Here is a 22,677-nt window from a genome sequence, read left to right on the forward strand (position 1 = left end):
GATCGGATCGGACGAGGGAGGCGGCGGCCATGGCGGACCCGCGGGACGAGGAGAGACCTGCGGAGGTGCTGACCTTCATCGAGCGCTTCGCCGCCGAGATGGTCGAGGCCGGAATGCAGCGGATGGCAGCCCGGGTCTTCTCCGCGCTGCTCGTGTCCGAGAACGGCGCGCTCAGCTCCGCCGAGCTGAGCGAAAGGCTCCAGGTCAGCCCGGCCGCGGTCTCCGGCGCCGTGCGCTACCTCGCCCAGGTCGGCATGGTGCACCGCGAGCGCGACCCCGGCTCGCGCCGCGAGCTGTACCGGGTGCACCACGACCAGTGGTACGAGACGTTCACCAGCCGCAGCGGCGTCCTCGCCCGCTGGGAGAACACCTTGCGCACCGGAATAGACACCGTCGGCGAGGAGACGGACGCGGGTCAGCGGCTCGCCGAGACCGCCGCCTTCTTCGACTTCCTGCAAAGGGAGCTCGGCGCGATGATGGACCGCTGGCGGGAGCGCAAGGCCACGATGTGACGCGCGGCCCGCTGAAACGCTCCTGCCGCCCTCAGCGCGGCACCGTCAGCCGCCACGCCGACCGCTCCACCGTCCACGTACGGCTGCGCACCGGCCCGGTGACGGCGGAGTCCGCGCGGTAGCGGAAGTCCCGGCCCGAGACGGTGATGGTCCGCGCCTGCGCGCGTACGTGCTCCGCGCCCTCCGTACGACGGACGAAGACCTCCGCCACGCCCGACGGCGAGGTGCGGACCGAGATCTCCTGCACCGGCTGGTCCAGATCGGCCAGCAGCACACCGTCGGCCTCCACGCGCAGCCGTTGCCGCGGCTGCTGACCGTTGACCGGGATCGGCGCGGTGAGGGTGCGGACCAGGGAGCGGGCGGTCTTCTCGACCGGCGTCCACCAGTGCGCGGCGGTCTGCGAGACCGGGGTGCCGCACGGGATGCTCAGCGTGCCGAGCACGATCCCGCCGCTCTCGTCGACCAGCAGGTCGAGCTCCCGCTCGACGCCGTCGAGCACCGCCCGCGCCGCCGCCAGCACCTGGCCCGGCACCCCGAGGCCGCGGGCCAGCGCGGACCGCGGCCCGATCGGCACCAGCGCGACCGGCGCCTCCCCGAGCGTGCGGTCGCGGTGCAGCGCGCGCACCATCCGCAGCAGCGCCGCGTCGTCGCCGAGCACCACAGGGTGACGGCGACCGCGGTGCGCCAGCGCGCGCTCCGCCTCCTCCGCGGAATCCGGGACGCAAACTTTTACGGAGTACGCGCCCGCGCACAGGACGTCTTTGGCGATCCGCACGGATTCGCCGTCGACCGCGCGTGCCGCGGGGTCGATGACCAGGAGCAGGGGGTGCCCCCGGTCGGAGTCCGGGGGAGGATGCCCAGGAGACACGGCCGACACCTTGGTCCTTCCTCAGGTAAAATCTCGGTGCAAGAGCCCCTTGCGCCTTTGCGTCAGGGGCTTCGTCTATTCCGGGGCAGGTTCGACGGCTCTCTGCACGTTGGACATGCCCCGCCCGGAAGGGGTGTACGCCTGTGCCCGCACTTGTGCTGCTCGGTGCTCAGTGGGGTGACGAGGGCAAGGGGAAGGCCACCGACCTGCTCGGTGGCTCCGTGGACTATGTGGTGCGATACCAGGGCGGCAACAACGCCGGCCACACGGTCGTCGTCGGCGACCAGAAGTACGCACTGCATCTCCTCCCCTCCGGAATCCTGTCACCGGGGTGCACCCCGGTCATTGGGAACGGTGTCGTCGTCGACCCGGCGGTCCTGCTCTCCGAGCTGAGCGGGCTGAACGAGCGCGGTGTCGACACGTCCAAGCTCCTGATCAGCGGTAACGCGCACCTGATCACGCCGTATCACCAGACCATCGACAAGGTGACGGAGCGGTTCCTCGGCAACCGCAAGATCGGCACCACCGGGCGCGGCATCGGCCCGGCCTACGCCGACAAGATCAACCGGGTGGGCATCCGCATCCAGGACCTGTTCGACGAATCGATCCTCCAGCAGAAGGTCGACGCGGCGCTCAGCGAGAAGAACCAGGTGCTGGTCAAGCTCTTCAACCGGCGCGCGATCAGCACCGCCCAGGTCGTCGAGGAGTACCTCGGCTACGCGGAGCAGATCAGGAGCTACGTCGCCGACACGACCCTGATCCTCAACAACGCGCTCGACGAGGGCAAGGTCGTCCTGATGGAGGGCGGCCAGGGCACGCTCCTCGACGTCGACCACGGCACGTACCCCTTCGTCACGTCGTCCAACCCGACGTCCGGCGGCGCCTGCACCGGCAGCGGTATCGGCCCCACGAAGATCAGCCGGGTGATCGGCATCCTCAAGGCCTACACCACGCGTGTGGGCTCCGGACCGTTCCCCACCGAGCTGTTCGACGCGGACGGCGAGCGACTGCGCACCGTGGGCCACGAGTTCGGCGTCACCACCGGGCGCAACCGGCGCTGCGGCTGGTTCGACGCGGTCATCGCCCGTTACGCGACCCGGGTCAACGGCCTCACCGACTTCTTCCTCACCAAGCTGGACATCCTCACCGGCTGGGAGCAGATCCCGGTCTGCGTCGCGTACGAGATCGACGGCCGCCGGGTCGAGGAACTGCCCTACAGCCAGTCCGACTTCCACCACGCCAAGCCGGTCTACGAGTACCTGCCCGGCTGGACGGAGGACATCAGCAAGGCCAAGTCGCTCTCCGACCTGCCGAAGAACGCGCAGGCGTACGTGAAGGCGCTGGAGGAGATGTCGGGCGCGCCGATCTCCGCGATCGGCGTCGGCCCCGGCCGTACCGAGACGATCGAGATCAACTCGTTCCTCTAGAACGGCCCCAGGTCCCAGGCCCAGGCCCAGGCCCCGGTTCCGGTTCCGTAGGTAAGCCCCGCCCACACAGGTGAGCGGGGCTTACCTGTGTCCGTACGCGGTCAGCGGTCGACCTTGGTGTACGTCAGCGGCGCCTTGCTCGTGTCGAGGTTGTCGCGGCGCAGATGGGTGTCGTCCACCAGGGTGAGCGTGGTGCCGTCGCCGGGGCTGCACGAGGACGCGGGCGTCCCCGTCACCACCTGCGACGGGCTCAACTCGACCGGCGGGCCCACCGAGACGACGTGCATGGACCAGAAGCAGGCGTAGGAGGCGCTGTCGCCCGACAGTTCCACGGAGCCGTCCGCCTTCACCGTCAGCGTCCGGGTGTTGTCGCCCGCGTCGTCACTGGTGAAGGAGGTCCGCCAGGTGCCGACCATGCCGCTGGGCACCGCCGCGTTCGCGGGGTCCGCCTGGCCCGGCGACGTCCGCGCGGGACCCGAGACCGGCGGGGATGTCGGACCGGTGGGTGTGCTCACACCGGGGTCCGGATCGGCCGTGTTCTTCGTGCCCCCCTGGCCCGCGATGTACGCGGTCACGCCGCCCGCGACGACCACCAGGGCGACGATCGCCGCGATCAGCGGCCCGCGCCGCGTCTTGCGCGGCCCGCCCGCGTCCGGCCCTGCCGCCTGCGGTTGCGTGTACGTCGGCGGGGGCGGCGTCGGACCGGCCGGTGCCGCACCGGCCGGGGGCGCGTACGAGCTGTAGGTCGGTGAGTACGCGGTCGGCGGCGGTTGCCTGACCGGGGTCGCGCCGTCGGTGCGCGCGCCGGTGCCCGAGAGGTGGCCGGGGTCCGCCCGTGTCGGCGTGGGGGCGCCCGGTCCGCCCGCGGCCACGACCCCCACGTCCAGCTCCGTGGGCGTGGGGGACTCCGCCGCCGCCTCCACCTCCAGCAGCCGCACCGCGTGCCGTCCGAGCTGCGCCACGATCGCGCCGGACAGCCACGGCTCGGCGGTCGAGTCCTGCGCCGCGCTGTCGTGGCTCCCGCCGTCCGCCTCGCCCAGCCGCTCCAGCACCCGCGCCAGCGAGGGCCGCTCCTCGGGCTCCTTCACCAGGCAGGCGGCCACCAACTCGCGCAGCCCGTCGGGCACTTCGTCCAGGTCGGGCGGCTCCTGCACGATCCGGAACATCTGGGCGTGCACACCGCTGGCCGCCGCGCCGAACGGCTGGAGACCGGTCGACGCGTAGGCCAGCACCGAGCCGAGGCAGAAGATGTCGCAGGCGGGCGTCACCCGGTCGCCGCGCACCTGCTCGGGCGACATGAAACCGGGGGAGCCCACCATGGCGCCGGTATAGGTGAGGGAGCCGCCGTCGACGACCGTCTCCAGGGCGCGCGCGATTCCGAAGTCGATCACCCGCGGACCGTCGATGGTGATCATCACGTTCGAGGGTTTGAGATCGCGGTGCACCAGACCGGCGGCGTGGATGTCGCGCAGCGCGTGCGCGAGCCCGGAGGCGAGCACCCGCACCGAACGCTCCGGCAGCGGACCGTACTCCTTGACCACCTGGCTGAGCGAGGGCCCCGCCACATAACCGGTCGCCACCCACGGGACCTCGGCCTCGGTGTCGGCGTCCAGCACCGGCGCGGTCCACTTCCCGCCCACCCGGCGTGCGGCCTGCACCTCACGGCGGAAACGGGTGCGGAATTCCTCCTGGGACGCCAGTTCGTCGCGGACCAGCTTCACCGCCACCGTGCGCCCGCGCTCGGAACGCGCCAGGTAGACGATGCCCATCCCGCCCACCCCGAGCCTGCCCAGGAGGCGGTACGCGCCGATCGACCGCGGATCGCCGGACCTCAGCTCGTCCATCGTCGCTCTTCCCCGTCCCGCTCCGCACTGTGCGGCTCCGTCCCGGCACCGCGCCGCCGCCCACCCGTACGGCGAAGAATAAGCGTATGAACGGCAGGGGGTCAGAGGTGTTCCCCGTTCCGCTCGCCGCGCATACGCGTACGGGCTTCGCATATCGTGTGCGGCAGTCACCCGCGCGTACGAACGTACGAATCACCGGAGTACGTGGGCGCGCGCGACGCACAAGGACGACGAAGGAGACGGCATGCCGGACGGCGGCGTATCGCCTGTGCGGCGCAGCAGTCTGCGCCAGCAGATCGCCGACGCCCTGCGCGACGAGGTGCTGACCGGACGGCTCCAGGCCGGCCGCCACTTCACCGTCAAGGAGATCGCCGAGCTGTACGGCGTCTCCGCGACCCCCGTCCGCGAGGCCCTGGTCGACCTCGCGGCACAGGGACTCCTCGAAGTCGAGCAGCACCGCGGCTTCCAGGTCCGCCGTTTCACCGCACAGGACTTCCGCACCCTCACCGAAGCGCGGCTCTTCGTCGTCGAGGCGTCCTTCCGGCGGATGGCCGAGGTCGGCATGGGCGACGTGCCGCCCGACGCCATCGCGTCCGTGCGGCGCCGCGCCGAAGCCGCCGCCCGCGCCGCCCGCTCCGGTGTCCTCGACATCCTCATCGGCTGCGACCTGCGCTTCTGGCGCGAGTTGACCGCCCTCGGCGGCAACCCGCACATCTGCGAATTCCTCGACCGCGTGCGCACCCAGACCTGGATCTACGCCGTCCCCCACCTGCGCGCCCTGCACGACACCGCCGGGGTCTGCTGGTCCGACCACGTCGCCCTCGTGGACGCCGTCGCCGCCCGCGACACCGCGACCGCCCGGCAGCTCACCCTGGAGCACAGCGACCACACCAGCGCCCTCATCGAAAAGCTCGTCCCCGCCCGGCCATGACGCGACCGGCACGGGCGTTTTAGGCTGTACGCCCCCGACCGGATGGAGTGTTCGTGGCCTGCGACTTGTGGCTGGTGCCCCTCGTGGACGTGCTCTGCCACAGCCCGGAAAACCCCTTCTCCGAGGAACTCGCCCGATACGACAAGGCATTGAACGACGCCGGACAGCCGCCCGTCCCCGTCTACAACTACATGCCGGGCCTGTCGGGCGACGTCGGCCCGATCGCGTGCTTCGACTACGACGCCCTGCACTTCCTGCGCCGCGCCTATCTGCTCAGCCTCCAGGGGCTCGAGGTCACCCCGGTCGACGCCCTCGGCGGCGACTACGAACAGCTCCTGGAGATGTTCGAGGCCACCGCCCAGCGGTCGCACCTGGTCTGGCACTACGACCACGCGGGCGCGTACGTCCCCCTCGACTTCCCCCAGCCCGTCGTCAACGACGAACTCCTCGAAGGCGGCGGCCCCCTCGGCTCCAGTCACGGGCTGCTGCGCGAACTCGAATTCGTGGCCCCCGTCATCGGCATCGACCCCGCCAACCCGCCGCTGCCGCCCGCGCCGCCCGAACACCACACCACTCTTGAGGAGCCGGCCGTCTCACCGGTCGTGGGCAACGGGCCGTTCGCGCGGGAACACCACGTGTGGCTCGGCCTGCACGCGGCGGCGACGCGGAGCCTGGGCCAGGGCTCGATGATCGTCTTCAGCTAATCGCACCGGGCTCCTTGGCGAGCCGCACCGGGCTCCTTGGCGAGCCGCACCGCGCTGCCTGGCGAGCCGCACCCGGCCGCCCCGGCCAGTTGGCGAGCCGCCCCCGGCTACCTCGGGCTCTCCGGCGGCCGTTGGCGCGGCATGTTGGGGCGCGTGCTCGGGTGCGCCAGGCGCGGACCCGGCGACGGCTCCTGGCGGCTCGGCCACCAGGCGGCGGACTGGGTGCGCAGCGGAGCGCCGGAGGTGTGGCCGCCGAATTCGACGATCCAGTCGGACGTCTCCATCCGGACGAGGTCGGCCAGGTCGTCGCAGAAGCGGCGCAGGATGGCCAGACAGCGTTCCGCGGCCTCGGCGGCGGTGCCCTCGGTGGGGCCGAGGACCTCGCGGACGCTCTCGGAGGCCCAGTCGAAGCGCAGGGACTCCAGGCGGCGCTGGACGGCCTGGGCGGTGGCGACGTCGCGCATCCACCCCGAGGTCAGGCCGAAGAGGCGGTCGGTGCCGAGGCAGACACCCGCCAGGAGCAGCGCGAGATAGCCCCAGCTCGCGCTGGTGTCCGCGGTGCCGGTCAGCTCCACCAGCGGCAGGGCGGCGCCGGCGGTGCCGAAGAGGACGGCGCCCAGACGCAGAGCGCGGGCGCCGCGGCGCTTGCGGACGCGGTCGTCGAGGTACCAGTCGGCGGTGCGCAGGGCGCCCGTCTCGGCCCAGCGGTACAGCTCCGCCAGGCGTTCCGCGGGCTCGCCCCAGTCGCCGAGCGGGAACGGCAGCGCCCGCAGGTCCTCGTGCTGATGGTGCAGCGCCCGCCGCTGAGGCTCGTCCCGAGGTGCTTCCTCGGGAAACATGTCCGGCTGGCTCACTGCACGCTCCCTCGTATGGCCCCAAGGGCCCCTCGTGGACCTCATATGCGGCTTTCGGCGCCGGATGTCCGGCCCGGTGGTGAAGCACTCTTCTTACCGCCGAACGGCTGAGCGCGGGGTAGCGATCTCCGGATATCCGCCCATACGGGCAGCGTGATCAGGTATAGGCCGATGAATGCGGTCGCTCGAAAGAGTGAGGGCGGCCCGCCGCCCCGCGGCCCACTACCCTGGTGCGCGTGAAGGTCCTTGTCATCGGCGGCGGCGCCCGCGAACACGCCCTGTGCCGCTCCCTCTCGCTCGACCCCGACGTCACCTCGCTGCACTGCGCGCCCGGCAACGCCGGAATCGGCGAGGTCGCCGAGCTGCACCAGGTCGACGCCCTCGACGGCGCGGCCGTCGCAGAACTCGCCGTCTCCCTCGGCGCCGACTTCGTGATCGTGGGGCCCGAGGCCCCGCTGGTCGCCGGGGTCGCCGACGCGGTACGGGCCAGCGGCATCGACTGCTTCGGCCCGTCGGCGCGGGCCGCGGAGCTGGAGGGCTCCAAGGCGTTCGCCAAGGACGTGATGGCGGCGGCCGGGGTGCCGACCGCGCGCAGTTACGTCTGCACGACGGCCGACGAGGTCGATGTGGCGCTCGACGCCTTCGGCGCGCCCTATGTCGTCAAGGACGACGGGCTCGCGGCGGGCAAGGGCGTGGTCGTCACCGGCGACCTGGCCACCGCCCGCGCGCACGCGCTGAGCTGCGACCGGGTGGTCATCGAGGAGTTCCTCGACGGCCCCGAGGTGTCGCTGTTCGCGGTCACCGACGGCGAGACGGTCGTACCGCTCCAGCCCGCGCAGGACTTCAAGCGGGCGCTGGACGACGACGAGGGCCCCAACACCGGCGGTATGGGCGCCTATTCGCCGCTGCCGTGGGCCGACCCCAAGCTCGTCGACGAGGTCGAGCGGACCGTGCTCCAGCCGACCGTGGACGAACTGCGCCGCCGGGGCACGCCCTTCGCGGGCCTGCTCTACGCCGGTCTCGCCATCACCTCGCGCGGTGTGCGGGTCATCGAGTTCAACGCGCGCTTCGGCGACCCCGAGACGCAGGTCGTACTCGCCCGGCTCAAGACGCCGCTGGCCGGACTGCTGCGGGCCGCGGCCACCGGGCAGCTCGCCGCCTTCCCGCGGCTGCGCTGGAGCGACGGCGCGGCGGTGACCGTGGTCATCGCCTCGTACAACTACCCGGACACCCCGCGCACCGGCGACCCGATCTCCGGGCTCGCGGACGTCGCCGAGAAGGACGAGCACGCGTACGTCCTGCACGCGGGCACCCGGGAGGACGACGGGCGGATCGTCAGCGCGGGCGGGCGGGTGCTGTCGGTCACCGCGACCGGTTCCGACCTCGCCAAGGCCCGTGACCGGGCCTACCGCGCGGTCGACCGGATCGGTCTTGACGGTGGTCACCACCGTACGGACATCGCCGCGAAAGCGGCCGGTCTCTGACCAAAGCCACTCCAAGGAGTGATGACTCGGCCATAAGGCTGACTCCTTCCCGGCGCCGAACTAGGGTGCCCCGAAAGCGCACTGCGGGACATTGCGGCAATCAGCCGTACGGCCATTGCGATGTCCGTGGGCGGTGCGACAGTGGGGGGAGGCCGCCATCGGGGCGGTCACCACAGCGCAGGGGGTGAGTCGCCGATGGCCGGAGAAGCAGGTGAGGCGGTCGCGCGCTCCCGTGCCCTGGCGGTGCTCCGGGTCCGGGGCGCCGCGCTCGGCGCGGCCCTGCTGCCCGCCGCCGTCGCCGTCGTCCTGCACGCGGGCGGCGCGACCGGCCGGATCGGCTCGCGCTGGGACGGTGTGCGCTGGGGGATGACCGGTGGCGCGCTGGTGGTGCTGCTGGTCGCGGCGGCTGTCGCGGCGGTGATCGTACGGGCCAGGCCCGCGGTCAGTCCCGCGGTGCCGGTGGCCGAGACCGCCGCGCCCGACCTCTACCGGATGGTCCGCGACCTGGCGGAGCGGATGGAGGTGCCCGCGCCGTCGGCGATAGAGCTGACGCCGGACTGCGACAGCTGGCTGGAGGAGCGCAGGGCCGACCGGCCCGCGGGCCGCAAGGCCAGGAAGGCCGCCAGGGAAGAGGGCAGGCGGACCGCGCCCGTGCTGGTGATCGGCTCGCCCTTCATGTGGTGGATGCGGATCGCGGAGCTGCGCGCGCTGCTCGCGCCCGTGGTGGCGGGCACGGGACCCGCCGCCGATCCGGAGATAGCGGCCGCCCGCCGCTTCGTGCGCGGCCTCGACGCGGCGGCCGGAGTCGCCGCGCACGGCCGCGAGGGCACTGTGCTGCTGCGACCGGTGTTCGGCGTCCTCGGCTGGACGGTCCGGCTGCTGCTGAACGGCTGCCGTGTCCATGTCGCCGAGATGGAGCGGGGCGTCGCCGCCTCCGCCTCCGAGCGCGCGCAGGCCGTCGACTACGGGCTGCGGATCGTCGCCCAGGAACAGGTGGGCCTGGCCTACGCGGGCTGGGACCGGCTGCTCACCCGCGTCGCGCTGCCCGCCTGGCGGATGGGCCGCTGGCCGTCCCGGCTGGACGCCGGGGTGGTCGCCGCGCTCACCGAGCTGTCCCGGCGCGACCGGCTCGCCGACGGCTTCGAGACCCGGCTGGGCGAACGCCCGGCCTGTGATCTCCTGGAGGAGCCCGGCGCGATGGACGAGGCCGTCTCGCTGCTGGCCGCCCGGCTCTTCCACGCGGGCCCGCAGCGGCCCGGCCCCGACTGGGCGCCGGTGAGCTGGAACGGCTATCCGGACGAGGTCGTCGACCGCATCTGGCGCACCGAGGCCGCCCGGTTGATACGCGTCCTGGACGAGGTGCCGCCGCCGGAGCCCGGCATCGCCGCCGCGGCCGAGGAAGAGGACGAAGGACCGGCCGCGATCGGCGGCGGGCGCCGCAGCGGCCTGCTCCTCGGCGACCGGGCCATGACCGGGCCGACCGCCGCCGCCCGCACCTCGGCGGCGGAACGGGCCGCCGCCGCGCTCGCCGACGAGCCGGGCCGCGCCACCCTCACCCGCGTCATCGACCGGCTCTCACGCGGCGGCAGCGAGGAGCTGGCCGCCAGGATCGGCGCGCTCGCCGCCCGCGACGAGGCGGCTCGGCACGCCGCGACGGCCGAGAACGCCAAGGGCGGCGGCGGAACCGGCGGCGGAAACGGTGGCGGAACGGGCGGCGGTACGGAGGAAACCCCCGTGCCCGTCTCCCCGTTGCTGCCGCCCCGCACCGGCCGTGAGCTGCTGACCGACCACGTCACCGCCGTCGTCTGCTGCGCCGCCGTGGACACCGCGGGCGCTGACGCGGGCCTGGACTGGCTGGACGGCCCCACGCTGCTCGTCGGCGGCGCCCGCCGGGCCGATCTGACCTGGCCGGTGCTCCGCCTGGTCGAGAACGGCGACGCGGCACCGCTGCGCTCCTGGCTCAGGGCCGTCGGCGTCCGCCCCGACAAGCCGATCCGGCTGGTGTGATCAACCGACGTATTGCGCCGTCGTGATCGACGGGCGTGACCCGACGTCGTGATCGACCGACGTGACGCGCCGTCGTGACCAACCGACGTGACGCGCCGTCATGATCAACCAATGTGACAAGCGCCACGTCGCCCCCGCGCGAGCGCCGTCCGGGGGCGACGCGTTTCGGCCACGACCGCACACCGCCCGGCACCGCCTCGCGCACCGCCCCGCGGCGCGCCACACGGCGCGGAACCCGCCCGGCTTCTGGCCCGTACCGCCCGCTCCCGACCGCTCGGAGCGCGCGGCGCGACCTCTTGACCTGGGTCATGTGACGTTCACCACACGCCGGTTGACCGAATCTGCTTCACTCGTCGCCCGATCCGTTCCGATAATTCACCACGAACGGTAACCGGTGCGGTGCTTTCTGTGATGTGCTGGGTATGTGCGCCGCACTATTGCACCGCATGGGTGAACCACGGGTGGAGCGGGGAACCGCGGGAGCCGGCGCGGCCGGGGATCGGGTGAGGGAGGGGCTTCGATGAGTACGGACCAGATCCGACGGTGGGAGTCCGGAGCGCATGCCCACGGGGTCTCCGACCCCTTCGGCCAGGGCCCGCTGCCCTGGCTGCGCGGCGCCTCCCAGTACCTGGACGACGACGGCCAGGTCGTCCCCTGGTACGTCGACCTGGCCGTGAGCAGCGGCGACGCCGCGCACCGCCCGCGCTTCCCCGGACCGCGTACCGCCGACGACGTACGCCGTCAGATCAAGGGCTTCGCCTCCGCGGGATCCGTCGTGCCCGGCGAGGCCATCGACTTCCGGATCACCGTGGACCCGCCGCAGGAGTTCACGGTCGACGTCTACCGGATCGGCCACTACGGCGGCGACGGCGCCGCGAAGATGTCCGCGAGCCCCCGGCTGTCCGGCATCGTCCAGCCCGCGCCGCTGGCCGCCGGAAGGACGGTTTCCTGCCACCACTGGTGGCAGTCCTGGCGGTTGCAGATCCCCACGTACTGGAACACCGGCGCGTACGTGGCCGTCCTCACCACCGCCGACGGCTACCGCAGCCACGTCCCCTTCACCGTCCGCGCCACCCACGAGGCGGACCTGCTCCTGCTGATGCCCGACGTGACCTGGCAGGCGTACAACCTCTACCCCGAGGACGGCAGGACCGGCGCCAGCCTGTACCACGCGTGGGACGAGAAGGGGCAGCTCCTCGGCGAGGAACAGGCCGCCACCACCGTCTCCTTCGACCGCCCCTACGCGGGCGCCGGGCTCCCGCTGCACATCGGCCACGCCTACGACTTCGTACGCTTCGCCGAGCGCTACGGCTACGACCTCGCGTACGCCGACGCCCGCGACCTGCACGCGGGCCGTATCGACCCCACGCGCTACCGCGGCCTGGTCTTCCCCGGCCACGACGAGTACTGGTCCAAGCCGATGCGCCGGGCCGCCGAGACCGCGCGCGACGCGGGCACCTCGCTGGTCTTCCTGTCGGCCAACACCATGTACTGGCAGGTCGAGCTGGCCGCGTCCCCGGCCGGGGACGCGGACCGGCTGCTGAGCTGCCGCAAGCGCCGCGGCGACAACAAGGGCCGCACCGCGCTCTGGCGCGACCTCGGCGAGCCGGAACAGCTCGTGCTCGGCGTGCAGTACGCGGGCCGCGTCCCCCAGCCGTCGCCGCTCGTCGTCCGCAACGCCGAGCACTGGCTGTGGGAGGCCACCGGCGCCACCGAGGGCGACGAGATCGACGGCCTGGTCGCGGGCGAGGCCGACCGCTACTACCCGCGCGCCCCGCTGCCCGAGAGCATCGAGCGCATCCTGCTGGCCCACTCGCCGTACGAGTCCACCGACGGCCGCCGCTGCCACCAGGAAACCTCGCTCTACCAGGCCCCCAGCGGCGCGTACGTCTTCGCCTCCGGCACCTTCGCCTGGTCCCCGGCGCTCGACCGCCCCAACCACGTCGACCCGCGCGTCCAGCGCGCCACCGCCAACCTCCTCGACCGCATCTGCAAGCACGACTGAGGGGTGGGTCCGCCGGAGCCTGCGAGCCGGAGGCGGCGCGCCGGGTCCTAGCCGCCGGAGGCGAGCGGGCGGCGAAAGGAGGAGCCCCCGCGCGCTCCAGCTGTCCCGATAAGCGAGAATCGGGAGCTGAACCGCCGAGTGGGGAGGACGACCCGTGTCCGGATTCGTCGAGAAACCCGAACCTGTCCAGGTGCCGGGACTGGTACATCTGCACACCGGCAAGGTGCGCGATCTGTACCAGAACGCGGAGGGCGACCTGGTGATGGTCGCCAGCGACCGCACCTCCGTCTACGACTGGGTACTGCCCACCGAGATCCCCGACAAGGGCCGGATTCTCACGCAGCTCTCGCTGTGGTGGTTCGACCTGCTCGCCGACATCGTGCCCAACCACGTGATCTCCACCGAGCTGCCCGAGGGCGCCCCCGCGCAGTGGGCGGGCCGCACCATGGTGTGCCGTTCGCTGCGCATGGTGCCGGTCGAGTGCGTCGCACGCGGCTATCTGACCGGCTCCGGCCTGGTCGAGTACAACCGGGACCGTACGGTGTGCGGCCTCGCGCTCCCCGAGGGCCTGGTGGACGGCTCCGAGCTGCCCGCGCCGATCTTCACCCCCGCCACCAAGGCCGAGGTCGGCGAGCACGACGAGAACGTGTCGTACGAGGAGGTCGCCCGCGAGGTCGGCGCCGAGACCGCGGCGCTGCTCCGGCAGACCACGCTGGCCGTCTACGGCAGGGCCCGCGACATCGCGCGCGAGCGGGGCATCATCCTGGCCGACACGAAGTTCGAGTTCGGTTACGACGAACAGGGCACGCTGGTCATCGCCGACGAGGTGCTGACCCCCGACTCGTCCCGCTTCTGGCCGGCCGACCTGTGGGAGCCGGGCCACGCGCAGCCGTCCTTCGACAAGCAGTTCGTCCGCGACCACCTCACCGACCCGGCGCTGGGCTGGGACCGCAACGGCGAGGAGCCGCCGCCCGGCCTGCCCGCCGAGGTCGTCGAGCAGTCCCGCGCCCGCTACGTGGAGGCGTACGAGCGCCTCACCGGCACCGCCTGGTCGTAGCACCCCGGCGCGGAAGCGGAGAGACGACGAAGGCCCCGGTCGTGGTGACCGGGGCCTTCGCGATGCTGGAGCGGACGACGAGATTCGAACTCGCGACCCTCACCTTGGCAAGGTGATGCTCTACCAACTGAGCCACGTCCGCAGGCCGTGCAGACACTGTACCCGATCGGACGCGGCCATTAGAAACCGATATATCCCGCCGCCCCGTGACGCGCCGAGCGGACGCCCGGATACGACGAAGGCCCCGGTCGTGGTGACCGGGGCCTTCGTGACGCTGGAGCGGACGACGAGATTCGAACTCGCGACCCTCACCTTGGCAAGGTGATGCTCTACCAACTGAGCCACGTCCGCATTGCTGCGGCCACTCTACCCGATCCATAGGACCGGCCGGAGCGACCAGAGCGGGCGACAGGAATTGCACACTGCCCCTCCCCCCTGGAAGGGGGGCGCTCTGCTACTGAGCTACACCCGCGTGACCTCCGCTGACCTGGCCTTTCCGGCCCTGCCCTCGGCGTGCTCCACACACTAGCGGAAGGGTGGGGGTGGCTGTCCAGTCGGCACCACCGCCCCCGCCCGTTCGCCCGGCGGTTGTCAGTGAGTTGTCGCGGAACCGTCAACTGGCCTTGTTGAACGCTTCGTAGACCTTCTTGGGGATGCGCCCGCGGGCCGGGACCTCGAAGCCGTTCGACTGCGCCCAGGCGCGGACGGTGGCCGGGGTCGGGGCGATCGGCGTGCGCTTGTAGGCGCGGCCCGAAAGGGTGCGGCGGCGGCCGGCCTCCACGTAAGGAGCCAGGTCATTGCGCAGCTTGTCCGCGTTCTGGGACGAGAGGTCGATCTCGTACCACTGACCGTCGACGCCGAATGCGATGGTTTCCGCCGCTTCTCCGCCGTCCAGGTCGTCGGCGAGGGTGACCAGTACGCGTTGCGCCATAGGGATGTGGTCCTTTCGTACGCCATCGGCCTTGCCGGGGCCCGGCGATCGCACGCGGCCCGTGTGTCGTGGCGGTCGCGAGCGGGAACGGTCGCGACCGGACGCCGGGCCCCGGTGTCACGGGTGGGCCGACAAGTCGAGTGTCGACAAGTTTTCATTTGTACGATGCCACGAAATGGGCACCGCGTGATACATCGTGACACCTGTTAATTCCCCCGGGTGCCGCTTCGTAATCGGGACCCTATGTTTCACCTACGGGTTTCCCCAAGCATTTCGGCGGCCGATACATAAACGTGATCAGTGATCTAGGGGTGCGCTAGGGGTCGCGTTCATATCTACTCGCGTAGATTTTCGCACCGGGTACGCTGAGAGAACCTCACGCACCACACCACCGGGAGTGCAAGTGGCACGCGTCGTAGTCGACGTCATGCTCAAGCCGGAGATCCTCGACCCCCAGGGCCAGGCGGTGCAGCGAGCACTGCCGCGCCTGGGCTTCGACGGGATCTCCGACGTCCGCCAGGGAAAGCGCTTTGAACTAGAGGTCGAGGGGCCGGTCGACGACGCCGCCCTCGCCCGCATTCGCGAGATGGCGGAAACCTTTCTCGCGAACACCGTGATCGAGGACTTCGCCGTAAAGGTGGAGTCGTGACTGCGCGCGTTGGCGTCGTCACATTCCCCGGCACGCTCGACGACCGTGACACACAGCGCGCCGTCCGGGTCGCGGGCGCCGAAGCCGTACCGCTGTGGCACCGTGACAAGGATCTCCAGCAGGTCGACGCGGTGGTTCTGCCGGGCGGCTTCTCGTACGGCGACTATCTGCGGGCCGGCGCGATCTCGCGTTTCTCGCCGGTGATGGAAACGATCATCGAACAGGCGAAGGCCGGAATGCCGGTTCTCGGCATCTGCAATGGGTTCCAGGTGCTCACCGAGTCGCATCTGCTGCCAGGCGCGATGCTGCGCAACAACCACCTCCACTTCGTCTGCCGCGACCAGAAGCTGCGGGTCGAGACCAGCGCCACCGCCTGGACGTCGCAGTACGCGGACGGCCAGGAGATCTCCATCCCGCTGAAGAACATCGACGGCCGCTACACCGCCGCCGAGCGGGTGCTGGACGAACTGGAAGCCGAGGGCCGGGTGGTCTTCCGCTATCTGGACGGCAATCCGAACGGGTCGCTCCGTGACATCGCGGGCATCAGCAATGCCGCGGGCAATGTCGTCGGCCTCATGCCGCACCCCGAGCACGCCGTCGAGCCGCTGATCGGCACCGGCCGCACCGACGGCCTCGGATTCTTCACCTCGGTCCTGAAGAAGTTGGTCTCCGCATGACCCTCGATACCGTCAAGCACGCCGCCGAGACGCCCGAGGCCGGGCAGCCGTGGAAGGAACTCGGCCTCAAGGAGGACGAGTACGCCCGGATCCGCGAGATCCTGGGCCGCCGCCCGACCGGCGCGGAACTGGCGATGTACTCGGTCATGTGGTCGGAGCACTGCTCGTACAAGTCGAGCAAGGTGCACCTGAAGCAGTTCGGCGAGAAGGCCCCGCAGACCGACGCGCTGCTCGTCGGCATCGGTGAGAACGCGGGCGTCGTGGACGTCGGCCAGGGCTACGCCGTCACCTTCAAGATCGAGTCGCACAACCACCCGTCGTACATCGAGCCCTACCAGGGCGCGGCCACCGGCGTCGGCGGCATCGTCCGCGACATCCTCGCGATGGGCGCGCGGCCGGTCGCCGTGATGGACCCGCTGCGGTTCGGCGCGGCCGACCACCCCGACACCCGGCGCGTCCTGCCCGGCATCGTCTCGGGCGTCGGCGGCTACGGAAACTGCCTCGGCCTGCCCAACATCGGCGGCGAGGTCGTCTTCGACCCCTGCTACCAGGGCAATCCGCTGGTCAACGCGCTGTGCGTGGGCGTCATGAAGCACGAGGACATCCACCTCGCGCAGGCGTCGGGCCCCGGCAACAAGGTGATCCTGTACGGCGCCAGGACCGGCGGCGACGGCATCGGCGGCGTCTCGGTGCTGGCCAGCGAGACCTTCGACTCGACCGGCCCGTCCCGCCGCCCCGCCGTCCAGGTCGGCGACCCCTTCCAGGAGAAGCTGCTCATCGAGTGCACCCTGGAGATCTTCCGCGAGCAACTGGTCGCGGGCATCCAGGACCTCGGCGGCGCGGGCCTGTCCTGCGCCACCAGCGAGCTGGCCTCGGCCGGCTCCGGCGGCATGCGCGTCGAACTGGACACCGTGCCGCTGCGCGACGCGACGCTCTCGCCCGAGGAAATCCTCATGAGCGAGTCGCAGGAGCGCATGTGCGCGATCGTCGAGCCCGACAAGGTCGAGCGCTTCCTGGCGATCTGCGAGAAGTGGGACGTCATCGCCACCGTCATCGGTGAGGTGACCGAGGGCTCGCAACTGGAGATCTTCTGGCACGGCGAGCAGATCGTGGACGTGCCGCCGCGCTCGGTCGCGCACGACGGGCCGACGTACCACCGCCCGTACGCCCGGCCGGACTGGCAGGACGCGCTCCAGGCCGACGACGCGGGGAAGCTGCCGAGGCCCGGTACCTCCGCCGAACTGCGCGAGCAGGTGCTCAAGCTGGTCGGCTCGCCGAACCAGGCGTCCAAGGCGTGGGTCACCGACCAGTACGACCGCTTCGTGCAGGGCAACACGGTGCTGGCGCAGCCCGAGGACTCCGGCATGATCCGGATCGACGAGGAGACCGACCTCGGCGTGGCCATCGCCACCGACGGCAACGGCCGCTTCGCGAAGCTCGACCCGTACACGGGCGCGCAGTTGGCGCTCGCGGAGGCGTACCGCAATGTCGCCGCCTCCGGGGCCAAGCCGCTGGCCATCTCGGATTGCCTGAACTTCGGCTCGCCCGAGGACCCGGCCGTGATGTGGCAGTTCGCCGAGGCCACCCGCGGTCTCGCCGACGGCTGCCTCCAGCTCGGCACCCCGGTGACCGGCGGCAATGTGTCGCTGTACAACCAGACCGGCGACGTGGCGATCCACCCGACCCCGGTGGTCGCGGTGCTCGGCGTGATCGACGACGTCAACCGGCGTACGCCGATGGCCTTCAAGGACGAGGGCCACCTGATCTACCTGCTCGGTGACACCCGCGAGGAGTTCGGCGGCTCGGCCTGGTCGCAGGTCGTCCACGACCACCTCGGCGGTCTGCCGCCCGCCGTCGACCTGGACCGCGAGCGGCTGCTCGGCGAGATCCTGATCTCCGCGTCGCGCGACGGCATGATCGACGCCGCCCACGACCTCAGCGACGGCGGTCTCGTCCAGGCGGTCACCGAGTCCTGCCTGCGCGGCGGGCACGGCGCGCGGCTGGTCGTCCCGGACGGTCTGGACGCCTTCACGTTCCTGTTCTCCGAGTCCGCGGGCCGCGCCGTCGTCGCGGTGCCGCGCTCCGAGGAACTGCGCTTCACCGACATGTGCGGGGCGCGGGGGCTTCCGGCGGCGCGGATCGGCGTCATCGACGGCGACGAGATCGACGTGCAGGGGGAGTTCAGCATTCCGCTGGGCGAACTGCGCGCCGCGCACGAGGGGACGATTCCGGCGCTGCTCGCCTGAGCGTTCCGCTGATGTGACGGAAAAGTCCACCGGGTGCCCCGGCCGCGATGACGCGGCCGGGGCATCTGTGCGGTGTGGCGTGGACCGGCGATGGTCTTAACGGTCTGACGAACGGCTTGACGTTTTACGGGAATCGGGCGTCGTGGCAATTGCCGGAGGCGTCATAAGACGGCATGTGCCGGATCCACCCGTATGGCGGTGCTCGGGGCTGTGCGCCGTCACCCATGATCGTTTCGCGCGCTCGCACGTTGGCGCACGAAACGAGGGGAATGTGCAGTGATCACACGTAAGAACATCGCCGTGCTGCTGTCCGCCGCCGTGATGACGGCGGGTCTCGCCATGACCGGCGGGGCCTCGGCCACGGCCGCCGCCGCCGCTCCGGCGAAGGAGAAGGTCAGGCCGGCCGCCGAGTGCGGTGTCCGCTCCGACGGCCGTCTGTACTGCGGCAACAAGGTCGGGGCCAGGGGCTTCGCGGACCGCTCTTACCGCTCGGCGACCCGCGGCACCCTGACCACCGGCTTCAACTGGTTCGTCTGCTGGGGCCACGGCGACCCGCACGCGGGCCAGAACGACATCTGGTACTGGACGCAGCTCGACAACGGCGCCTGGGGCAACGTCCCGGCCGTCGACCTCTACACCGGCCAGGACCCGGCGCCCGGCCTGCGGGAGTGCTGAGACCGTTCGCCACTCGGGGATGACCGCCTCCCGGTGCCGCGGGCACAGAGGTGCCGGGGGGCCGGGGGGCCGGGGGCCGGTCAGAATGGACCGTGACCTCAGAGCAGACCGAGACCCCCGACCCGCGCACCGGCCCGCCGACCACGGGCGGTGAGCGCGAGACGCTGCGAGGCTTCCTCGACTACCACCGCGAGACCCTTGCCATGAAGTGCGACGGCCTCACCGACGACGAACTGCGCCGCTGTTCCATGCCGCCGTCCACCCTCAGCCTGCTCGGGCTCGTCCGGCACATGGCCGAGGTCGAACGCGCCTGGTTCCGTCGGATCATCGACGGCGAGGACATCCCTCTCGTCTGGTCCGCCACCGGCGACTTCCAGGAGGCGTACGACGCCTCCGGCTCCACCCGCGACGAAGCCTTCTCCGCCTGGCACGCCGAGGTCGCCCACTCCCGCCGCATCGAGGGCGCCGCCCCCACCCTCGACCTCGTCGTCCACAACTCCCGCCACGACGAGGACGTTTCGCTCCGCCTGGTCATGCAGCACGTCATCCTCGAATACGCCCGTCACAACGGCCACGCCGATCTGCTCCGCGAGGCCATCGACGGCACCGTCGGCGCCTGACGGCGCCGTTCCGCGTGGGCGCGCTCACCCACCACGCTCCCGCAGGTCACCACCCGCCCCGGGCGGGGCAGTTCGGTTGTTCCCGGACCACCGGCCGGTGGTGGGTTGCTCGCGCAGTTCCTCGCGCCCCTGAAATGCCCCGCCTTGCGCAAGGCCAGCGACCCTCGTCCTCATCCGCGAGGGCCTGTGCGGGCGGTGAGCCGGTCTTTTGAGGGGCGCGGGGCTGTGTTTGATGTGCGGCTGCCGCCGCGTGGGCGCGCTCAGCCATGACGCTCCCGCAGGTCACCGGCCGCCCCGGCGGGGCAGTTCGGTTGTGCCCGGACCACCGGACGGTGGTGGGTTGCTCGCGCAGGTCCTCGCGCCCCTGACGGGGCGGACTGTCTTTTGTCCGGGCGGTGGGCCGGTCTTTTGAGGGGCGCGGGGAACTGCGCGACCGGCCACGGGGTTGGTGCGCCTTTGAGAACCGGCCCCAGTGGGGCAGATGCGGTTGTTTTCGGGCTGGCGGCCCGGCGGGGGTGGGTCGCGGCCCATGGCGGGGCACGTCGTGGGTGAGGGCGGCGAAGTTCACGGGGCCGCCCGCCGCGCCCCGGTGGTGCCGCCGCTTTCGGTGCGGCGGCACGGGAGTTGGGGCTACCGTCGAAGAGTGACCGGTGTGGAGATTGCGATCGGGTACGTGTGCGCGTGGCTGGTGGCCAAGGCGCGGCGGGTGGCGGGGCGGGCGGACGCGGAGGTGGACCGGGGTCTGGACGCCGGAATGGACCGGCTGCACACGCTGGTCTCCGGTGCGCTGGGGGAGGACCCGGCGCTGGAACGGGCGGCACGGGAGGCGGACGCCGGGGAGGTGTCCGCCAGGACGCGCCGTCGCCTGACCGACGCGCTGGACGAAGCGGTCGAGCAGGACGGGGAGTTGGCGGAGGCGCTGCGCCGCGTCGTTGACGAGGTACGGGCGTTGACGCCCGCGACGGCCTCGGCGGAAGGCGACGGCGTCGCCATCGGAGGGAACGTCGAGATCCGCGCGGACGGCGGCTCGGCCGCCGCCGTACGGATGGGTGACGTGACGATCGGGAACCCCCCGGCGCCGGACCCTCAGGTGCCGGGTCCGCCACAGGGCTGAGCGCACCCGGCGCTCCACCCGAAGAGCCCACGAGGACGCCAACGGCCGTCACGATAAGGGCCGTTGACGGTTCCGTCGCGGCCCACACCGTCCACGGCGGACTCCACCAGCACCACCACCCGCCCCCGCGCCCGCCCGCCGCCTGGCCCGTACAGATCGGCGTCGTCCCGCGCGAGGCGGACTGCTTCCAGGACCGCGCGGCCGTCGGCGCCCTGGACGCGGCGCTCACCGACGCCGGTACGGCCGTGGTCGGCCAGGTCCTCACCGGCATGGGCGGCGTGGGCAAGACCCAACTCGCCGCGCGGCACGCCCGGGACGCGTGGCGGTCCGGCCGCCTCGACCTGCTGGTGTGGGTCACGGCGACCAGCCGCCAGGCGGTGGTGGACGGCCTCGCGGAGGCCGCGCAGTCGCTGCTCGGGGCGGACCGCGAGGACCCCGAGCGCGCCGCCCGCGCCTTCCTGGCGTGGCTTGAGCCCAAACCCGCCCCGGAAGCGCCGCGTTGGCTCGTCGTCCTGGACGACGTCACCGACCCCGCCGACCTCACCGGCCTGTGGCCGCCCGACAGTCCCACCGGCCGTACGGTCGTCACCACCCGCAGCCGCGACGCCGCCCTCACCGGCCGGGGCCGTAGACAGGTCACCGTCGGCGTCTTCACCGAAGAGGAGAGCGAGGGCTATCTGACCGCCGCCCTCGCCGCCCACGACCGCGAGCCGCTGCGCGAACTCATGGCCCTGGGCAGCGCATTGGGCTGGCTGCCGCTCGCCATGTCCCAGGCCACGGCGTACGTCGTGGACGCCGGAATCACCTGCGCGACCTACCGCGCCCGCCTCGCCGACCGCGCCCAGCGCCTCGCCGACCTGCGCCCCACCGCCCTGCCCGACGACCAGACCACCGGCGTCGCCGCCGCCTGGACCCTGTCGCTCGACCGCGCCGACCACCACGCCCCGGTCGGCCTCGCCCGCCCCATGCTCCAACTCGTCTCGATGCTCGACCCCAACGGCATCCCCGAGGCCGTCCTCACCGGCGCCCCGGCGCTCAACTGGCTCGCCCAAGAAGCCCCTTCCCAGGACACGGTCTCCTCCGACGACGCCGTCCGCGCCCTCCGCGTCCTCCACCGCCTCAGCCTCCTCGACCACAGCCCCCGTACCCCGCACCGCGCCGTCCGCGTCCACCGCCTCGTCCAGCGCGCGGTGCGCGACACCTTGACCGAGGCGGAACAGGACGCGCTGGCGCGGGTGGCCGCCGACGGGTTGGTGGAAGCCTGGCCCGAGGTCGAGCGGGACACCGAACTGGCGCAGTCGCTGCGGGCGAACACGGCCGCCGTGATCGGGGTCGCGGAGAAGGCGCTGTACGAGCCCGCGTCGCACGTCGTGCTGCACCGCTACGGCAGGTCGCTGGGAATGGCGGGCCAAGTCTCCGATGCCATCGCCTACTACGCGAACGTCGTACGCGTGTCGCACACGCTTTTGGGCCCCGCCCACCGGCACACCTTGTTCAACCGTGCCGTCCTCGCCAACTGGTACGGGCGGGCGGGAGACGGTACGGCCGCCGCCGCGCTCGGGGAGTGGCTGGAGAGCCCGCATCTGAAGGTGAGCCCCGACGATCCACTCACGTTCGCCATCCGCAGCGACCTCGCTCACCAGGAAGGCGGCACAGGCGATCCGTCCTCGGCCGTCGCGACGTACGTCGAACTCCTGGCGGACGCCACGCGGGTGCTCGGCCCCGATCACGATCAGACGCTCGCCATCCGTGGGCACCTCGCCGAATGGCAGGGCAGAGCGGGTGCTCCGTCCGGTGCCGTGGCCGCGTACGAGGCGCTGTACGAGGACTACGCGCGGGTCCTCGGCCCCGAGCATCCGCACACCTTCCTCCTCCGTGCCAGGCTTGCCAACTGGCTCGGCGTGGACAGGAGCGCCGCCGCCGCTGTCACCGTTCTCACGTCGGTGCTGGACGACATGGTCAAGGTGCTCGACCCCGAGCATCGCGACCTCCTTCTCGTACGCGAGCGGCTGGCCCACTGGCAAGCGAAGTCCGCCACTGACCGGACGCGTTGAAGCACCCGCTCCCGCCCC

At 71.9% G+C, this 22,677-nt stretch carries 19 protein-coding genes and 3 tRNA genes; 15 read left to right on the forward strand and 7 right to left on the reverse strand.

The genetic code is table 11. From position 1 onward, the window contains the following. Positions 1-29 precede the first annotated feature (29 nt). Entirely contained in the window at positions 30-512 is a 483-nt protein-coding gene (locus tag ACIQCJ_RS02760; protein WP_402710507.1) for a GbsR/MarR family transcriptional regulator, read from the forward strand. 31 nt (positions 513-543) lie between these two features. Here ACIQCJ_RS02760 and ACIQCJ_RS02765 read toward each other — a convergent pair whose 3' ends face one another. After that, positions 544-1,389: a diacylglycerol kinase family protein gene (locus tag ACIQCJ_RS02765; protein WP_355336121.1), complete on the reverse strand. Its 846-nt coding sequence runs from the start codon at positions 1,387-1,389 to the stop codon at positions 544-546. A gap of 134 nt (positions 1,390-1,523) precedes the next feature. On the opposite strand from ACIQCJ_RS02765, the gene ACIQCJ_RS02770 reads away from it, so the two are divergent. Continuing rightward, positions 1,524-2,807, forward strand: a complete 1,284-nt coding sequence (locus tag ACIQCJ_RS02770) for an adenylosuccinate synthase (RefSeq protein ID WP_355336123.1) — start codon at positions 1,524-1,526, stop codon at positions 2,805-2,807. A 101-nt stretch (positions 2,808-2,908) separates the two neighbouring features. Here the strand turns inward: ACIQCJ_RS02770 and ACIQCJ_RS02775 are convergent, their stop codons facing one another. Continuing rightward, positions 2,909-4,651, reverse strand: a complete 1,743-nt coding sequence (locus ACIQCJ_RS02775; RefSeq protein WP_402710508.1) for a protein kinase — start codon at positions 4,649-4,651, stop codon at positions 2,909-2,911. Between the two features lie 244 nt (positions 4,652-4,895). Between ACIQCJ_RS02775 and ACIQCJ_RS02780 the strand changes: the two genes are divergently transcribed. Together ACIQCJ_RS02780 and ACIQCJ_RS02785 are read left to right on the forward strand one after the other, a co-directional pair. Next, positions 4,896-5,582, forward strand: coding sequence for a GntR family transcriptional regulator (locus ACIQCJ_RS02780; protein WP_402710509.1), 687 nt, complete (start codon positions 4,896-4,898; stop codon positions 5,580-5,582). A gap of 53 nt (positions 5,583-5,635) precedes the next feature. Further along, entirely contained in the window at positions 5,636-6,286 is a 651-nt protein-coding gene (locus ACIQCJ_RS02785; protein ID WP_188284155.1) for a hypothetical protein, read from the forward strand. A 107-nt stretch (positions 6,287-6,393) separates the two neighbouring features. Here the strand turns inward: ACIQCJ_RS02785 and ACIQCJ_RS02790 are convergent, their stop codons facing one another. Then, positions 6,394-7,140: an SLATT domain-containing protein gene (locus ACIQCJ_RS02790; RefSeq protein WP_402710510.1), complete on the reverse strand. Its 747-nt coding sequence runs from the start codon at positions 7,138-7,140 to the stop codon at positions 6,394-6,396. 236 nt (positions 7,141-7,376) lie between these two features. On the opposite strand from ACIQCJ_RS02790, the gene purD reads away from it, so the two are divergent. The 4 genes from purD (at position 7,377) to ACIQCJ_RS02810 (ending at position 13,693) form a co-directional block, all read left to right on the forward strand. Beyond that, positions 7,377-8,624: a phosphoribosylamine--glycine ligase gene (gene purD, locus ACIQCJ_RS02795; RefSeq protein ID WP_355336130.1), complete on the forward strand. Its 1,248-nt coding sequence runs from the start codon at positions 7,377-7,379 to the stop codon at positions 8,622-8,624. A 195-nt stretch (positions 8,625-8,819) separates the two neighbouring features. After that, positions 8,820-10,631: a hypothetical protein gene (locus ACIQCJ_RS02800; protein WP_355336132.1), complete on the forward strand. Its 1,812-nt coding sequence runs from the start codon at positions 8,820-8,822 to the stop codon at positions 10,629-10,631. A gap of 520 nt (positions 10,632-11,151) precedes the next feature. Next, on the forward strand, positions 11,152-12,636 hold the full coding sequence (locus ACIQCJ_RS02805; protein ID WP_391042664.1) for a N,N-dimethylformamidase beta subunit family domain-containing protein: 1,485 nt from the start codon (positions 11,152-11,154) through the stop codon (positions 12,634-12,636). Positions 12,637-12,790: 154 nt separating this feature from the next. Then, on the forward strand, positions 12,791-13,693 hold the full coding sequence (locus ACIQCJ_RS02810) for a phosphoribosylaminoimidazolesuccinocarboxamide synthase (RefSeq protein WP_401314290.1): 903 nt from the start codon (positions 12,791-12,793) through the stop codon (positions 13,691-13,693). Positions 13,694-13,759: 66 nt separating this feature from the next. Here ACIQCJ_RS02810 and ACIQCJ_RS02815 read toward each other — a convergent pair. The 4 genes from ACIQCJ_RS02815 to ACIQCJ_RS02830 all read right to left on the reverse strand — a co-directional run bounded on the left by ACIQCJ_RS02815 (position 13,760) and on the right by ACIQCJ_RS02830 (position 14,624). Next, positions 13,760-13,835: transfer RNA gene (locus ACIQCJ_RS02815), tRNA-Gly, on the reverse strand. A gap of 133 nt (positions 13,836-13,968) precedes the next feature. Continuing rightward, a tRNA-Gly gene (locus tag ACIQCJ_RS02820) sits at positions 13,969-14,044 on the reverse strand. A 49-nt stretch (positions 14,045-14,093) separates the two neighbouring features. After that, a tRNA-Gly gene (locus ACIQCJ_RS02825) sits at positions 14,094-14,165 on the reverse strand. A 141-nt stretch (positions 14,166-14,306) separates the two neighbouring features. Next, a complete protein-coding gene (locus ACIQCJ_RS02830; protein WP_188284161.1) occupies positions 14,307-14,624 on the reverse strand; it encodes an Lsr2 family protein in 318 nt (105 codons plus the stop codon). A gap of 403 nt (positions 14,625-15,027) precedes the next feature. Between ACIQCJ_RS02830 and purS the strand changes: the two genes are divergently transcribed. From purS to ACIQCJ_RS02865, 7 genes are all read left to right on the forward strand, one after another. Beyond that, positions 15,028-15,273 carry a phosphoribosylformylglycinamidine synthase subunit PurS gene (gene purS / locus ACIQCJ_RS02835; protein ID WP_093716007.1) on the forward strand — a complete coding sequence of 82 codons (246 nt, stop codon included), beginning with the start codon at positions 15,028-15,030 and terminating at the stop codon, positions 15,271-15,273. Further along, entirely contained in the window at positions 15,270-15,950 is a 681-nt protein-coding gene (purQ, locus tag ACIQCJ_RS02840) for a phosphoribosylformylglycinamidine synthase subunit PurQ (RefSeq protein WP_355336137.1), read from the forward strand. The genes purS and purQ overlap by 4 nt, the downstream gene beginning before the upstream one ends. Then, on the forward strand, positions 15,947-18,196 hold the full coding sequence (gene purL / locus ACIQCJ_RS02845) for a phosphoribosylformylglycinamidine synthase subunit PurL (protein ID WP_391130439.1): 2,250 nt from the start codon (positions 15,947-15,949) through the stop codon (positions 18,194-18,196). Before purQ ends, purL begins: the two co-directional genes overlap by 4 nt. A gap of 276 nt (positions 18,197-18,472) precedes the next feature. Then, complete coding sequence (locus ACIQCJ_RS02850) at positions 18,473-18,871, forward strand: hypothetical protein (protein ID WP_391159372.1); 399 nt, start codon at positions 18,473-18,475, stop codon at positions 18,869-18,871. Positions 18,872-18,963: 92 nt separating this feature from the next. Then, positions 18,964-19,491, forward strand: a complete 528-nt coding sequence (locus ACIQCJ_RS02855; protein WP_391130444.1) for a DUF664 domain-containing protein — start codon at positions 18,964-18,966, stop codon at positions 19,489-19,491. Positions 19,492-20,143: 652 nt separating this feature from the next. Continuing rightward, entirely contained in the window at positions 20,144-20,605 is a 462-nt protein-coding gene (locus ACIQCJ_RS02860; protein WP_355336145.1) for a hypothetical protein, read from the forward strand. A 245-nt stretch (positions 20,606-20,850) separates the two neighbouring features. Further along, positions 20,851-22,659: an NB-ARC domain-containing protein gene (locus ACIQCJ_RS02865; protein WP_402710511.1), complete on the forward strand. Its 1,809-nt coding sequence runs from the start codon at positions 20,851-20,853 to the stop codon at positions 22,657-22,659. Positions 22,660-22,677: the final 18 nt, after the last annotated feature.

Origin of the sequence: Streptomyces sp. NPDC093221, assembly GCF_044753885.1 — a bacterium.
Lineage (GTDB): Bacteria > Actinomycetota > Actinomycetes > Streptomycetales > Streptomycetaceae > Actinacidiphila.

What these genes read in the sequence shown, in the direction of transcription:
- ACIQCJ_RS02780 (WP_402710509.1), top strand. Translation starts at nt 4,896, where the DNA reads ATGCCGGACGGCGGCGTATCGCCTGTGCGGCGCAGCAGTCTGCGCCAG.
- ACIQCJ_RS02830 (WP_188284161.1), bottom strand. Translation starts at nt 14,624, where the DNA reads ATGGCGCAACGCGTACTGGTCACCCTCGCCGACGACCTGGACGGCGGA.
- purL (WP_391130439.1), top strand. Translation starts at nt 15,947, where the DNA reads ATGACCCTCGATACCGTCAAGCACGCCGCCGAGACGCCCGAGGCCGGG.
- ACIQCJ_RS02775 (WP_402710508.1), bottom strand. Translation starts at nt 4,651, where the DNA reads ATGGACGAGCTGAGGTCCGGCGATCCGCGGTCGATCGGCGCGTACCGC.
- ACIQCJ_RS02800 (WP_355336132.1), top strand. Translation starts at nt 8,820, where the DNA reads ATGGCCGGAGAAGCAGGTGAGGCGGTCGCGCGCTCCCGTGCCCTGGCG.
- ACIQCJ_RS02760 (WP_402710507.1), top strand. Translation starts at nt 30, where the DNA reads ATGGCGGACCCGCGGGACGAGGAGAGACCTGCGGAGGTGCTGACCTTC.
- ACIQCJ_RS02805 (WP_391042664.1), top strand. Translation starts at nt 11,152, where the DNA reads ATGAGTACGGACCAGATCCGACGGTGGGAGTCCGGAGCGCATGCCCAC.